The following is a 13,722-nucleotide window of genomic DNA, read 5'->3' as shown; positions in this document are numbered from 1 at the left end:
ATAACAACCGGTAGAGCAGCGCAAATCTGGACGGATCGCTATGGCAGATCGCTGCTTGCGCCAAGGGCATGAAGGCGGCCGGCACATTGACGGGGGCATCGCGCGGCCCATCGGGAAGTTGAGACGTTTCCTCAAAACCAAACAGGCTTTCTCTGTCTTGACGCAGCCCCCAGTCGATATCCTGCGGCGCTACTTTTGCAGCAAGGCAGGCCCGTGCTGCATCACGCCACTCGGCAAAATCTCCCCGGCCCTCCAGCGCAATCCGGTACATCACAGCAACGACAATTGTTCTGGTTGCGGCGCAAACATGTCACGTAAATCAGGACGTTCCGTGAGTTTGCCTGGTGTCCAACCCTCCGTTACCACAAAGGCTTTCACCTTTTTCAGTGACACGCCAAACCGCGCCAGATCTTCTAGACGCAGCTTTCGAAACCGGCGTGACGACAGCACGGAGTTGACGGTTTTTGTGCCGAAACCGGGAACACGCAACAGCATTTCCCTGTCTGCCGTGTTCACATTGACAGGAAAACTCTGTCGATTGGCCAGCGCCCAGGCAAGCTTCGGATCGATATCCAGATCGAGCATACCATCCTTCTGCGTCGAGGTGATCTCGCCAATATCGAAACCGTAAAAACGATAAAGCCAGTCAGCCTGATAAAGGCGGTGCTCACGCATCAATGGCGGCTTGATCAACGGCAGGTTTTTTGACGAATCCGGGATGGGGCTGAAGGCGGAATAATAGACACGCCTCAAACCATAACTGCCGTAAAGCCGCGCGCTGGAGGACAGGATCGTGCTGTCATTTGCCCCGTCGGCACCGACAATCATCTGCGTGCTTTGTCCGGCCGGAGCAAATTTCTTGACCCGTTTTGTCTTTAAGGTCGGCTCTCCCGCCTCCTCGATTTTCAGCCGGATATCAGCCATCGACTTTCTGATATTGCCCGGCTGTTTTTCTGGCGCAAAACGGCCGATACCACTATCGGTTGGCAATTCGATGTTGATCGACAGGCGGTCAGCATAAAGCCCCGCCTCCTCCACCAGATGGGCCGATGCTTCTGGAATGGATTTGAGGTGGATGTATCCCCTGAAACCATGCGTGACCCGCAATTCGCGCGCAACGCGGACAAGCTCTTCCATCGTGTGATCGGACGAGCGGATAATACCCGACGACAGGAACAGTCCTTCAATGTAATTGCGCCGATAAAACTCCAGTGTCAGCCACACCACCTCTTCCACGGTAAAGCGCGCGCGCTCCACATTGCTGGATGAACGGTTGATGCAATAGGCGCAGTCATAGATGCAAAAATTGGTCAACAGGATTTTTAACAGCGAGATACAGCGACCGTCCGGCGCATAGGCATGGCAAATGCCAGACCCCTCCGTCGAACCCAAACCGCCGCTTGCCGCAGAGCTTCGCTTTGTGGTTCCGCTGGAGGCGCAAGACGCATCATATTTCGCTGCATCTGACAAAACAGCGAGTCGTTCCTTGATTGACTTTCCCATGCAATGTTCACTATATGTTCTATTTCGATTTGTCAATTTTCCAGCCGGAAACAGCTCAGAAACCTCACAAATTGTGTCACGATCAAATCTTCTGGCAATTTAAGGTGGTCTTCTGATATAGTGGTCCGAATTGTTATTTTTGGCATGGTTCCGAAGTTTTGCTTCGGAACCTGTTTCTTTTTGTGTCTGCGGGAAGCGGATGGAATGCGAAGGAATAGGAAATGGTAGAGAAAGTGCCGATGACTCAAGGCGGTTACACCAAGTTGCAGGAGGAGCTGCGCTGGCGTCAACAAGAGGAACGCCCACGCATCATCGAGGCTATCTCGGAAGCACGTGCCCATGGCGATTTGTCTGAAAACGCGGAGTACCACGCTGCGAAGGAAGCACAGAGCCACAATGAAGGTCGCATCTCCGAACTGGAAGATCTGACGGCGCGTGCAGAAGTCATCGACCTGTCCAAGATGTCCGGCTCGAAGATCAAGTTCGGCGCAACCGTAAAGCTGGTTGATGAGGACACGGACGAGGAGAGAACCTACCAGATCGTTGGCGATCAGGAGGCAGACGTCAAGGCTGGCCGCATTTCCATTTCCTCGCCGATTGCACGTGCGCTGATCGGCAAGGAAGTTGGCGACAGCATCGAAGTCGTCGCACCTGGCGGCTCCAAGGGTTATGAAATCCTCTCCGTAAACTGGATGTAATTTCTACATTCATCTTTTGCGGAGTAAGACGTGGCACAGGTCGATTTAAACAATGTTCGGGTCATTGCCCCGAACTTCAAGAAACGTTTATCCGGCGTCACCTCGACGATAATCCAGCTGGTACCCGTACAAAACAAGCTGGGGCAGAAGGTAGCAACCTTGGGCCCCGGCCTGCCAGAAGCCCTGCCCCATATTCGCTTTCGCGATTTATGGCGGCTTTGGCAGCAGGCTCCCGGTGGTGGTCCGCGCGTCTGGCATGCGCGGCGCAACCTGGAAATGCTGCCCGGCATTTTCTTGCGTGATGTCCTTCGCATGAAGGTGAAACTGGTTTTCACCTCTGCGGCGCAGCGCAAGCACTCAGCCTACACCCGCAAGCTCATTGCCCAGATGGATGAGGTGGTGGCCACCAGCGCCCGTTCCGGCTCCTTTCTTGAAGTGCCCCACACCGTCATCATGCATGGCGTCGACACCGAGCTGTTTCATCCGCCGCAGACACCAGATGACACGATTGCAGCAACCGGCCTGCCGGGAAAATATCTGGTCGGCTGCTTTGGCCGCGTGCGTCACCAAAAAGGCACTGATCTCTTCGTGCAGGCGATGATTGATCTTCTGCCCGCTTACCCGGACTGGACGGCCGTCATCAGCGGCCGCATCACACCGGAACACAAGTCCTTCGCCGATAAGCTGAAAGCCGACATCAACAAGGCCAGCCTTTCAGATCGCATCGTTTTCCTCGGTGAAGTGGACGATATCAAACCCTGGTATCGCCGTCTGAACCTCTATGTTGCCCCGTCCCGCAATGAAGGTTTCGGCCTCACCCCGCTTGAGGCGATGGCCTCGCAAACGGCAGTGGTGACCAGCGATGCCGGCGCCTATGAGGAAATGGTGCTGGCTGGCAAAACAGGCACGGTTGTTGCCGCCGGTGATGGCGATGCCCTTAGAAACGCTATAAAAAATCGTCTTGAGAACCCTGCCGAGACCCTGGAATGGGGAGAGACAGGACGCAGCCACATGCTCAACACTTTTGAACTTCAGGGTGAGGCACGTGCGCTGCAAAAGATTTACGAGCGCGTAGCCCAAAAAGGCGGAAACCCCAATGGCAGACGTTGAGTTCATTTACTCTCAGCGAAACAATTATGACCCCCTCAAGGCCGTCCTCGGCCTGAGGCTGGATTGCGCGCCCTTCAAGCTGAAAGACGGGTTGAAAGAGTTCTTCCGCACCCACGGCATTGGTGAACTGGGCCGTCTGTTCAGCGACAAGGGATGTTCGATCGATATCCGTCCCAGCATCGAGCACAATCTGCTGCGACGCCAAATCCGCCTGCCCGCGCTGTATTCCAATCCGCTGTCCATTGCCTTTTACCGGGCAACCACTGCCATCAGATCACGTCTGTCGGCCATTTTGATCGAAGACCGACTGAACGCCTATCCCGATGCAAGCGCGCTGATTTTTAATGGTTTCATGATGCCGGCGTCCCTGCTGATGGAAGCAGCCATCCAGCGGTCACGGCCGATGGTGATGATGGAAAACGGCTTCTTTCCAGAGACGATCCAATGCGACACCAAGGGCATCAACTTCGGCAGCACCCTGCCAAGGGATGCAGAATTCTATCGCTGGGTAGCACCACGGATTGCCGGAGAGCTGCCGCAGACACTCGTCAAACGCAGCAGCAAACAAAAGGGCGAAGAACTCACCAACCTGCCGGCTGATTACATATTCGTACCTTTCCAAGTACCAAGCGACATGCAGATCCTGGCCTATTCGCCGTGGATCAAAGACATGAAACACTTCTATGAAGTGCTTTACCAACTGGCGGAGACAATGCCCGACAGGCATTTCGTCATCAAGGAACACCCCAGCTTCCCGCTTTCCATCAAAAAGCACATTCAGCCACATCCACGCATCATTTTTGCCAATCACAATGAGACCCGCAAACTGATTGAAGGTGCATCCGCAGTGATCACCATCAACTCGACCGTCGGTCTTGAAGCCATCAGCATCGGCAAAAAAGTCGTCGTGTTGGGAGATGCGCCTTATGAGATGCCGGAACTGGTTACCTCCGCCCGTTCCATCGACCAGCTGCAAACGGCACTGCAAGGGCTGAACGACTGGCAGCCGGATGAAACCCTGCGGCAAGTGTTCCTGCGTTATGTCTACAACATCTTCCTGCTGCCGGGTAGTTTCAAGGCCGTCGATGCGGAACTGGTCGACAGGATAAGGAAACGCGGCAACGGCGCAGACCAACATTCACAACTGCTGGCTGAATATCAGGCCTTGCAACAGGACAAGGGCAGCGTTGCCTGACCAGGGTCTCCCGACAATGTTGTTATTGACGGGAGAGTGTCACATCAGAACTCAGACTTCGACGAGGCCGATACGCTTGACTTGACGAATTGTCAGCATGGTTCTGACCGTGTCGACGTTTTCATCGGCGGTCAGCACTTCAATAACGAAATCTTGAAACTGCGTCAGATTTTCAGCCACACAGTGCAGAAGAAAATCGCTTTCGCCTGACACCATCCATGCCTGGCGAACCAGCTGCCAGCGATCGGTGGCAGCCGCAAAGGCCTTAAGGTTGGCTTCCGACTGGCGCTTCAGGCCAACCATGCAGAAGGCAACGAGATCAAAACCGAGCTTGGGGGCATTGAGCATGGCGTGATACCCTTCGATCACGCCGCCCTCCTCCAGCTTTCGCACGCGTCGAAGGCATGGCGGCGCCGAGATACCGACCTTTTCGGCCAGATCGACGTTGGTCATACGACCGTCCCGCTGCAACTCTCGCAAAATTTTAAGATCGATGGCATCGAGTTCTACGCGAGTCACCGGCTATCTCCCGTGGTAATGGTTTTCATTCCTTCTACTCCTGACGGTAAGATTCGCAAGAATGTGAGGCAAACAAGTCATAAAATTACATAACTGCATAACTGCCCTGTTGGTAAAGCACGGCTGCCCTTGAATATAGGCACTGGACACCCTTAAATACGGGGCAAAACAGGCGGCGGCGTTTGAGCATTTGCGTCCATTGCACCTGCTACATCCCGAACCGCATTGAAAGGAAGTTAAACAATGTCCGCGCGCCATACCAAAGTTCTCATCATCGGTTCCGGTCCAGCTGGTTACACAGCCGCTATTTACGCTGCCCGTGCCATGCTTGAGCCTGTGCTCATTGCCGGCATGGAACAGGGTGGGCAGTTGATGATCACCACCGATGTCGAAAACTATCCAGGCTATGCAGATCCGATCCAGGGCCCCTGGCTGATGGACCAGATGCTCAAGCAGGCAACCCATGTCGGCGCAGAGATCGTCAACGACCTCGTGACCGAAGTCGAGACAACGGCGCGCCCTTTTGTGGTGAAGACGGATTCTGGCACGGTCTGGACTGCTGACACGCTGATCATCGCCACTGGCGCCAAGGCAAAGTGGCTGGGCATCGAAAGCGAACAGCATTTCCAGGGCTTCGGCGTGTCCGCTTGCGCCACCTGCGACGGTTTCTTCTACCGTAACAAGGACGTGATCGTGGTTGGTAATTCGGCCGTTGAAGAGGCGCTCTACCTCTCCAACATTGCAAAGACCGTGACGGTTGTTCACCGCCGCGATTCCTTCCGTTCGGAAAAAATCCTGCAGGAACGCCTGTTCGCCAAGGAAAACGTCAAGGTTCTCTGGAATACGGCCGTTGAGGAAATTGTCGGCACACCGGCCAAACCGCCAATGCCACCATCGGTCACAGGCGCAAGACTGAAGGACACCCGCACCGGTGCGATCACCGAAGTCGCAACGCACGGCGTATTCGTGGCCATTGGCCATGCACCGGCCGTCGAACTGTTCAAGGACAAGCTGCGCCTCAAGCCAAACGGCTACATGTGGACGGCACCGGATTCGACAGCAACGAATGTCGAAGGCATCTTTGCGGCTGGCGACGTCACCGACGATACTTACAGACAGGCAATCACCGCCGCCGGCATGGGATGCATGGCAGCGCTGGAGGCTGAACGTTTCCTGGCAGGACATCAACCCGCAGCAATAGCGGCAGAATAAGAGCAGACAACGATAAGGGAACAGCATGGGCATGCCATTAGACTGGGATAAACTGCGCATTTTCCATGCGGCAGCGGAAGCTGGCTCGTTCACACACGCAGCCGACAAACTTCACCTCTCCCAGTCGGCGATCAGCCGGCAAGTGAGCGCGCTGGAGCAGGACGTCGGCGTCAAGCTGTTCCACCGCCATGCACGTGGTCTTATCCTGACAGAGCAAGGTGAATTGCTCTATCGGACGGCCCATGACGTTCTGCTGAAGCTTGAAACCGTCAAGATGCAGCTGACGGAGACAACCGAAAAGCCAAGCGGCAAACTGCGTGTCACAACGACAGTGGGCCTTGGCCAGGGATGGTTGACCGACAAAATTCAGGAATTTCTGCAACTTTACCCTGAAATGTCCATCCAGCTGATCCTCGATAACGAGGAGCTGGATGTGAACATGCGCCATGCGGACTGCGCAATTCGCCTTCGCCAGCCGCAGCAATCGGACCTTATCCAGCGCAAGCTGTTCACGGTGCACATGCACGTTTATGCAGCGCCGTCCTACATCAACCGCCATGGCGAGCCACAATCGATCGAGGATCTGGATAACCACCACATCATTTCGTTCGGCGAACCTGCACCAAACTACCTTCTGGACGTCAACTGGCTGGAATATGCCGGACGGTCGTCCGACAACGCACGCACGCCGCATTTGCAGATCAACAGCCAGACCTCCATCAAACGCGCTTGCCTGCTGGGCATCGGCATCGCCTGCTTGCCGGATTATATCGTTGGACGCGACCCTGGCCTTATCCAGTTGCCAATCAGCGCGGACATTCCGTCCTTCGATACCTATTTCTGCTATCCGGATGAAATGAAGAATGCTGCGAAGCTAAAAGCCTTCCGCGATTTCATTGTCGCCAAGGCGCGGAACTGGAATTTCTGATATCGCTCAACAATTAACAGACATCAATAAAAACAATGTTTTAAACGGCAGACGATGCGAATCGTCTGCCGTTTTCGTTTGGAGATTTGCACAGAAATAAGACACAATTCTTAAGCGATGCGTCAAGCGCATGCCTGACCTGCACAAAAAAGAGTTGCCGCATGCCCAAAAAAGCACCATATCGCACACAGCTGATGCACACGGTGGCTTTCCTCCCAGTTCCACCGCATTAGCTGTTCCCCTCTGGAGGTTTTTTAACCTTCACACTTATAAGGGCCCTGGAGAGATCCGGCGGCCCTCTTTTTTTGCCTGTTTCGAAAAATTCGCGTTTTTTTAGAAAATCATCCCTTGCGGTTGCAGATCGCAACTCCCATATTTGGATAAGCTGATGTGCTGATGAATTTTCCAGCGCACTAGCTGTTCCCCTCTGGAGGTTTTAACCTTCAAACTCGAGGCCGCGGAGAAATCTGGCGGCCTATTTTTTTGGTCTTTTTTTCCGTTGAGATTTTTTCTGGCGTTGATCTTGAATATCGATAAACGTCGATACACATATCGATAAACGCAAATATGAGGGTGTAAACCATGAACCATGAGGATGTGTTGAAGGCTTTATCGCATCCTGTGCGGTTGAAGTTCCTGATCTGGCTTAAAGACCCGGAAAACCATTTTTGTGGTCAGGAGCATCCTTTCAGCATGGGCGTTTGCGCCAGGCAGTTCGAAGTCAGCGGTCTGTCGCAATCCACCGTCTCCAGCCACCTTGCCACCCTGCAGGCGGCGGAACTGATCAAGTCCCGCAAGGTCGGACAGTGGATTTTTTATGAACGCAATGAAGAGACCATTGCCGAGTTTCAACGTTACCTGAACGAAAATCTTTAGAAAGTTGAGCAACATGACCAATCTGTTTGAACCAGCTCAGGCCGGAGATATTGCCCTCGCCAACCGTGTCGTGATGGCACCTTTGACGCGCAACCGCTCGCCGGGCGAAGTACCGAATGATCTCAACGTCACCTATTACCGTCAGCGCGCCAGTGCCGGCCTCATCGTCAGCGAAGGCACCGCCATCACACAGCAGGGTCAGGGCTACGCCCATGTTCCAGGCCTCTACAAGCCGGAAGCGCTTGCTGGTTGGAAGAAGGTGACCGACGCCGTGCATGATGAAGGCGGCAAGATCGTTGCCCAAATCTGGCATGTCGGCCGCATCTCGCATACGTCGCTGCAGCCTGCCGAAGGCAAGCCGGTCGCCCCATCGGCCATCACCGCCAAGTCCAAGACCTACATCATCAACGAGGATGGCAGCGGTGCCTTTGCAGAAACATCGGCACCTCGCGCACTGGATACATCAGACATTTCGGCCATTCTCGAGGATTACCGCAAGGCAGCCCGTTTTGCTATCGACGCCGGCTTTGATGGCGTTGAGATCCATGCCGCCAACGGCTACCTCATTGAACAGTTCCTGAAGTCCAGCGCCAACCAACGCACCGACAACTATGGCGGTTCGATTGAAAACCGCGCCCGTTTCCTTCTGGAAGTGGTGGACACCGTTACCAAGGAAATCGGAGCTGGCCGCACCGGCATTCGCCTCTCCCCGGTTACCCCAGCCAACGACATTGCAGAGCCAGCACCGCAGCCACTCTACGAATATGTTGTCAAGCAGCTTGGCGGTCGCGGTCTGTCCTTCATTCACGTTGTTGAGGGCGCAACAGGCGGCCCGCGTGACCTTTCGGAAAGTGGCAGCCCATTTGACTATGATGCACTCAGAGCCGCCTACGTCAACGCTGGCGGCAAGGGTCTGTGGATTGCCAATAACGGCTATACCCGCGAAACAGCAATCGAGGCTGTCGCCAATGGCAAGGCAGATGCCATCGCCTTCGGCCGCCCCTTCATTGCCAATCCTGATCTCGTACGCCGCCTGAAGGAAAATGCTGAGCTGAATGCCCTGCAGCCTGACAAGCTTTATGGCGGCGGCGCAGAGGGGTATACCGACTACCCTGCCCTCGCCTGAGCGATCGACAATTCACCCTGCGCAACCAAACGGTTGCGCAGTGGACCTGAATCAAAATCACAACTGCGACAACACCTGCCTTCAAACTGGAAGGCGCATAAAAATCCCGCTATACAAAATTGATTGCATTCCTTGCGCGCCCATACGGATTTTTATGAACACGATCGAACCAAGCTGGGATTTCTACCGCACATTCCTCAGCGTTCTGCGCGATGGCTCGCTATCGGCAGCCGCCCGTGAACTGGGCATTACCCAACCAACCGCCGGTCGTCATATCGGTGCGCTGGAAGAGGCTTTGGGTTACCAGCTTTTCATTCGCTCCCCGCATGGCCTGATGCCGACCGAGGCAGCACTTGCTCTCAGACCCTATGCCGAGAACCTGGCGGCCACGGCCTCGGCCCTTCTGCGCGCCGCATCCGGCGAAGTCGGCAAGGTAGAGGGATCGGTGCGTATCAGCGCCGCCGACATGATCGGCGTGGAAATATTGCCCGATATCATCACGGCATTACAGGAGAGGTATCCGCGGCTTGAAATTGAACTGTCACTGTCCGACACCATTGAGGATCTGCTGCGCCGCGAGGCCGATATCGCCATCCGCATGACTGAACCGTTGCAGGAAGCATTGGTGATCCGTTATGTCGGCAATATGCGCCTCGGCTTTCACGGCAATAAGTCCTACCTCGCCAAGGCAGGCACTCCTCAAGTGAAACAGGATCTGGACAATCATCACCTGATTGGCTTCGACAGGAAAACGCCCTTCATTCGCAGCCTGCTGCAGAAAATGCGCAAGGACAATCCGAACATTCCAGACGCCGAAGCAATCGGCTTTTCCGTCAGGGCTGACAGCAATCTCGCACAGCTCTCAATGATCCGCGCCGGTGCAGGCATAGGTGTCTGTCAGATCGGCATTGCCAAGAGACATCAGGAACTGGTGCGCATTCTGCCGGAGATCGAAATTCCGCTCTACACCTGGGTAGCGATGCATGAAAACCTCAGAACGTCGCCCAAGTGTCGCGCCGTTTTCAGCGCGCTCGTCGATGGCTTGAAAAACCATCTGAAACTCACGGACCCGGATGCATTGACGCACAAACCTTGAAGTCTGAGCGCGTCGCTCACGCCACTGTCTCACGATGCCTTGATCCCTAGGAATTGGGCATTGCCTGCTGGGTTTTGTCGACAATGACAGCTTCAGGCCGGTCGCCACCATCACTGTACTCTTCGTGCCAGCGGCCGCGTTCGTCCTGATAGCTGATTTCTTCGCCGTCGCCGCCAACCTGCTGCTCTTGCACCACAATGCTGGCAGCAGCCAGCGCATCCGCGTGGCTTGGAAAGGCTTCTGACCAGGCACCATTCATCCTGTAAGCCCAACCGCCATCATGCGGCACAATCTCGTACACCACTTTCGTCATGCGCATTTCCTCCTGTTTTTTGAAGGGCATGTCGCTGGCCGCGAGGATGATACAAAGGACATGGCGTCGCGGCGTGGCGGCATGTGTCCTTGGGACGGTACTATCCTATTAAATAGCCAAAAGTGCAAACACCGCTTGATATGCATCAGCCAGAAACGAAAAAGCCCGGCGCAAAGGCCGGGCGTTCTCAAATAGTGCGGAGTGACTTACTTGCAGGCTGCGCAGAAGCGCTGAATGCGCTTGCAGGCTTCTTCAAGCAGGGCTTCCGATGTCGCATAGGAAATGCGGAAGTTCGGGCCAAGACCGAAAGCCGAACCGTGAACCACGGCAACGCCTTCCGTTTCCAGAAGTTCCGATACGAAATCCTCATCGGTTTCGATGACCTTGCCCGAAGGTGCGGTCTTGCCGATCAGGCCAGCGCAGGACGGATAGACATAGAATGCACCTTCCGGTGATGGGCAATTAATACCCTTTGCCTGGTTGAGCATGGATACGACGAGATCACGGCGACCTTCAAAGATCTTCTTGTTGGCCGGAATGAAGTCCTGCGTACCGTTGAGCGCCTCAACTGCAGCCCACTGTGCAATCGAGCTCGCACCCGAGGTCTGCTGACCCTGGATCATGTCCATAGCCTTGATAAGCTGCAGCGGGCCTGCAGCGTAACCAATGCGCCAACCGGTCATGGCATAGGCCTTGGAAACACCATTCATGGTCAGTGTGCGGTCATAGAGCGAAGGCTCAACTTCAACCGGCGTCACAAACTTGAAGTCACCATAGGTCAGGTGCTCATACATGTCGTCGGTCAGCACCCAGACATGCGGATGCTTGACCAGCACGTCGGTCAGAGCCTTCAGCTCGGCGTGGCTGTAAGCAGCGCCCGATGGGTTAGACGGGGAGTTGAAGATGAACCACTTGGTCTTCGGCGTAATCGCCTTTTCCAGGGCTTCCGGCTTCAGTTTGAAATTGTCTTCCAGCGTGGTGCTGACGAATACTGGCGTGCCACCGCAAATGGAAACCATTTCAGGGTAGCTGACCCAGTAAGGTGCAGGGATAACGACTTCATCGCCAGCATTAAGTGTGGCCATGAACGCGTTGAAAAGAATCTGCTTTCCGCCGGTACCAACGATTGTCTGCTCAGGCTTGTAGTCAAGGCCGTTTTCGCGCTTGAACTTTTCGGCTATTGCCTTGCGCAATTCAGGAATACCGGAAACAGGCGTATATTTGGTTTCGCCGCGTTTAATCGCGTCAATGGCAGCTTCCTTGATATTGTCAGGTGTATCGAAATCCGGCTCGCCTGCGCCAAGGCCAATAACGTCGCGGCCCTGTGCTTTAAGCTCACGGGCTTTCTGCGAAACTGCGATTGTTGCGGATGGCTTTACACGGGAGAGAATGTCGGCAAGGAAGGCCATTTTTATCGGTCCTATTGAAGTTGACATCGGCAGAGGCTCTTCAAGTCACCTTTGCGGGATGTTGTATGTCGAAAGACTGCCCGGCTTTCAAGCGCAAAAGCACCGGAATATGACCGGTTGGCGTCATTTTCGACACCATGCCTCATAATGGCATCGCAGTTCTTTTGCTGCTTAACGGCCAAGTAACGCTTTAGCGATATCGTATATACAATCCAGCGCGGAAGCGAATATTAACTGATATTGTAGCGGCCGATGACCCCAAAGAGCATTTTCTCGAATCTTGCCAGAGAACCGGATGGCACCTGGACAACAGTCTATGGTCCCTTCGTGCTGAAATCCGCACTCCAGCCCATTTTCCGACGGGTTGGGAACGGACGATTAAACATCGATTCCTTTGAAGGTCTTGTTCGCCCCTACCGGGCGAATGAAGCGGTTTCACCTGCCGAATTTTTCCCGCAGGTGAATCCGGTCGACATCGAGGCCATCGACAGCCTGCTGCGCACCTTGCACATTCTCAATACGGGCCATCTGGACCGCAGCCAGGCGCGCATCTTCGTCAACTTTCATCCGGGCCTTTTCCGCACACCGGGGAAGATGCGTCAGGAAGTCGAACGCATGCGCCTTGCTGCCCATGAGGCTGGCATGACACCGGATCGCATTGTGTGCGAATTTTCCGACAAGAAGGCTGAAGAAACTCAGCTTATTGCTGATTTTGCCCACCACATGCATGACATCGGTTTCCGTGTGGCAGTCGATGACTACGGTGCTGGCGATTCTGACATAGAGCGCGTGAAGCTGGTCAAACCTGACTATGTGAAGTTCGAGGCAGGCTGGGTGCGCGATTTCATGAACAACTCTGCAGGCGCAGCCCTGTTGCGGGTTATTGTCAGACAGTTTGCGGACGACGGCATAGAGCCGGTGTTCGAAGCCCTGGAAGAAAGCTGGCAGGTGGAACTGTGCGGTGATCTCGGCGTCAATCTGATGCAGGGTTATGTTCTGGCACGGCCGGAAATTGCCCCGACAACCTTTGACGAACGCTTCCCCGAACTGGATGAGCATGGCCGCACGCTTTATTCCGGCAGCGCAGCCAAACAGGTTCAGCATCTTTACCGCGATGTCACACCGCTTGAAAACCGCATCCTGCGGCCGGCTCGCACCTTTGGAAAACGCAAGAATTGACCTTGTTTGAGCGGCAAAATCCACTTGCCACAATATGACCATGATAATTGCGGGTTAAAGTCCCAATTCGGTCGCCAAGCAGTCCACATCCGAGCCTTTTATTCTCTCCATAAAACAGAGGGAATCGAAACATGTTCATCGAAGATCAGGCAACAGCGCAGCGCGTTAGAACCAGCAGAATATTGTTTTCGTTGTGGATGGCAATTGCAGCCCTGACGGTGATTTTCACCATGGCGGCTGGCCTTGCCACATCAGCCCATGCCTCCGAACTTCCAATGATGATCCAAGCGGCAACCTCTGCCCAGACCACTCTGTTCGACGGTCTCAATGACCGCCTTGTGTTGATGATCGCACTCGTTGCATCATTCCTGCTGATGATGAGCGGCACTGCCGCTCTAGCCCGCAGAAGCCTGAAAGACGTGGCAAAGGACCACATCAACGGCCGTACCTGATGTTCTCGATCAGCAAGACGTGAACACCACACGGTTGCAACCTTTTGTCAGCAGTGCACATTTATCTCGGTTACAATTCATGGAGCGCCGTTCGGGCTTTTAGAAA

The 13,722-nt window shown here is 54.5% G+C and carries 14 protein-coding genes and 1 pseudogene; 10 read left to right on the top strand and 5 right to left on the bottom strand.

What is annotated here, in order from left to right:
- Nucleotides 1-271: pseudogene (locus tag RT613_RS15145) on the bottom strand (uracil-DNA glycosylase); the annotation flags it as partial.
- Nucleotides 271-1,503 (bottom strand): putative DNA modification/repair radical SAM protein, encoded by a 1,233-nt coding sequence (locus RT613_RS15140; RefSeq protein WP_313616594.1) that lies wholly within the window; start codon nucleotides 1,501-1,503, stop codon nucleotides 271-273. The pseudogene RT613_RS15145 and the gene RT613_RS15140, both read right to left, overlap by 1 nt.
- Before the next feature lie 221 nt (nucleotides 1,504-1,724).
- Between RT613_RS15140 and greA the strand changes: the two genes are divergently transcribed.
- From greA to RT613_RS15125, 3 genes are read left to right on the top strand one after another with little or no spacing between them, the layout of a single operon-like run.
- Nucleotides 1,725-2,201, top strand: a complete 477-nt coding sequence (greA, locus tag RT613_RS15135) for a transcription elongation factor GreA (protein ID WP_313616593.1) — start codon at nucleotides 1,725-1,727, stop codon at nucleotides 2,199-2,201.
- A gap of 30 nt (nucleotides 2,202-2,231) precedes the next feature.
- Nucleotides 2,232-3,311: a glycosyltransferase family 4 protein gene (locus RT613_RS15130; RefSeq protein WP_313616591.1), complete on the top strand. Its 1,080-nt coding sequence runs from the start codon at nucleotides 2,232-2,234 to the stop codon at nucleotides 3,309-3,311.
- On the top strand, nucleotides 3,298-4,506 hold the full coding sequence (locus RT613_RS15125; protein WP_313616589.1) for a nitrogen fixation protein FixF: 1,209 nt from the start codon (nucleotides 3,298-3,300) through the stop codon (nucleotides 4,504-4,506). Before RT613_RS15130 ends, RT613_RS15125 begins: the two co-directional genes overlap by 14 nt.
- A 51-nt stretch (nucleotides 4,507-4,557) precedes the next feature.
- Here RT613_RS15125 and RT613_RS15120 read toward each other — a convergent pair whose 3' ends face one another.
- A complete protein-coding gene (locus RT613_RS15120) occupies nucleotides 4,558-5,025 on the bottom strand; it encodes an Lrp/AsnC family transcriptional regulator (protein WP_192488443.1) in 468 nt (155 codons plus the stop codon).
- 243 nt (nucleotides 5,026-5,268) lie between these two features.
- Between RT613_RS15120 and trxB the strand changes: the two genes are divergently transcribed.
- The 5 genes from trxB (at nucleotide 5,269) to RT613_RS15095 (ending at nucleotide 10,263) form a co-directional block, all read left to right on the top strand.
- Nucleotides 5,269-6,237: a thioredoxin-disulfide reductase gene (gene trxB, locus RT613_RS15115; RefSeq protein ID WP_313616586.1), complete on the top strand. Its 969-nt coding sequence runs from the start codon at nucleotides 5,269-5,271 to the stop codon at nucleotides 6,235-6,237.
- 31 nt (nucleotides 6,238-6,268) lie between these two features.
- A complete protein-coding gene (locus tag RT613_RS15110) occupies nucleotides 6,269-7,165 on the top strand; it encodes a LysR family transcriptional regulator VtlR (RefSeq protein WP_313616605.1) in 897 nt (298 codons plus the stop codon).
- Between the two features lie 582 nt (nucleotides 7,166-7,747).
- Entirely contained in the window at nucleotides 7,748-8,041 is a 294-nt protein-coding gene (locus RT613_RS15105; RefSeq protein WP_313616584.1) for a metalloregulator ArsR/SmtB family transcription factor, read from the top strand.
- A 13-nt stretch (nucleotides 8,042-8,054) separates the two neighbouring features.
- Complete coding sequence (locus RT613_RS15100) at nucleotides 8,055-9,167, top strand: alkene reductase (protein ID WP_313616583.1); 1,113 nt, start codon at nucleotides 8,055-8,057, stop codon at nucleotides 9,165-9,167.
- 154 nt (nucleotides 9,168-9,321) lie between these two features.
- On the top strand, nucleotides 9,322-10,263 hold the full coding sequence (locus tag RT613_RS15095) for a LysR family transcriptional regulator (RefSeq protein WP_313616581.1): 942 nt from the start codon (nucleotides 9,322-9,324) through the stop codon (nucleotides 10,261-10,263).
- A 46-nt stretch (nucleotides 10,264-10,309) separates the two neighbouring features.
- Here the strand turns inward: RT613_RS15095 and RT613_RS15090 are convergent, their stop codons facing one another.
- A complete protein-coding gene (locus RT613_RS15090) occupies nucleotides 10,310-10,576 on the bottom strand; it encodes a DUF2188 domain-containing protein (RefSeq protein ID WP_313616579.1) in 267 nt (88 codons plus the stop codon).
- Between the two features lie 206 nt (nucleotides 10,577-10,782).
- Entirely contained in the window at nucleotides 10,783-11,985 is a 1,203-nt protein-coding gene (locus tag RT613_RS15085; protein ID WP_313616577.1) for a pyridoxal phosphate-dependent aminotransferase, read from the bottom strand.
- Between the two features lie 252 nt (nucleotides 11,986-12,237).
- Between RT613_RS15085 and RT613_RS15080 the strand changes: the two genes are divergently transcribed.
- Together RT613_RS15080 and RT613_RS15075 are read left to right on the top strand one after the other, a co-directional pair.
- Nucleotides 12,238-13,164, top strand: coding sequence for an EAL domain-containing protein (locus RT613_RS15080; RefSeq protein ID WP_313616575.1), 927 nt, complete (start codon nucleotides 12,238-12,240; stop codon nucleotides 13,162-13,164).
- Between the two features lie 131 nt (nucleotides 13,165-13,295).
- Nucleotides 13,296-13,616, top strand: a complete 321-nt coding sequence (locus tag RT613_RS15075; RefSeq protein WP_313616574.1) for a hypothetical protein — start codon at nucleotides 13,296-13,298, stop codon at nucleotides 13,614-13,616.
- Nucleotides 13,617-13,722 lie beyond the last annotated feature (106 nt).

It is taken from the genome of Agrobacterium sp., from assembly GCF_032092815.1.
Lineage (GTDB): Bacteria > Pseudomonadota > Alphaproteobacteria > Rhizobiales > Rhizobiaceae > Agrobacterium.
Note: the sequence above shows the minus strand (reverse complement) of the source record. Positions and strands in the feature narration are given on the sequence as shown.